General features: G+C 49.8%; 1 pseudogene. It reads left to right on the plus strand.

The window, feature by feature from the left end:
* A pseudogene (locus R8N49_RS26350) lies at window positions 1-801 on the plus strand (2-oxoglutarate dehydrogenase E1 component); the annotation flags it as partial.

Genomic DNA, 801 nt, shown 5'->3' on the forward strand with positions numbered 1-801 from the left:
AGTTGGTGAACGAGTATCGTGATGCACTTGACCGCGGTGAAGTCGTGGTGAAAGAGTGGCGTCCGATGGCATTGCATTCTGTAGACTGGTCTCCTTACTTGGGACACGAGTGGGATATGCAATGGGAATCGACCTACGATAAGCAACGCCTTGTCGAGCTAGGTAATCGTTTATGTCAGTACCCGGAAAGCCACAAGCTGCAAAGCCGAGTAAACAAGCTGTACAACGATCGCTTAGCAATGATGACAGGTGAGAAGGCTATTGACTGGGGTATGGCTGAAACATTGGCTTACGCGACATTGGTAGACGATGGTAAGCGTATCCGTATTTCTGGTCAGGACTCAGGTCGTGGTACTTTCTTCCATCGTCACTCAGTTCTTCACAACCAATCAGATGCAAGCACTTACATCCCGCTAGCGAATATCCATGACAAGCAGGGGCCTTTCCAAGTTTTTGACTCTGTGTTGTCGGAAGAAGCTGTTCTTGCATTTGAGTACGGTTATGCAACTGCTGAACCTGGCGGTTTGACCATTTGGGAAGCGCAGTTTGGTGACTTCGCTAACGGCGCACAAGTGGTTATTGACCAATTCATTTCGTCTGGTGAGCAAAAGTGGGGACGTTTGTGCGGCCTGACGATGCTTCTGCCTCATGGTTACGAAGGCCAAGGTCCGGAGCACTCATCTGCTCGTCTAGAGCGTTACCTTCAATTGTGTGCTGAGCAAAACATGCAGGTCGTTGTACCATCAACGCCAGCTCAGGTGTACCACATGATTCGTCGTCAAGTAGTACGCCCAATGCGTC

The sequence above is a fragment of the Vibrio sp. 1978 genome (assembly GCF_033344345.1).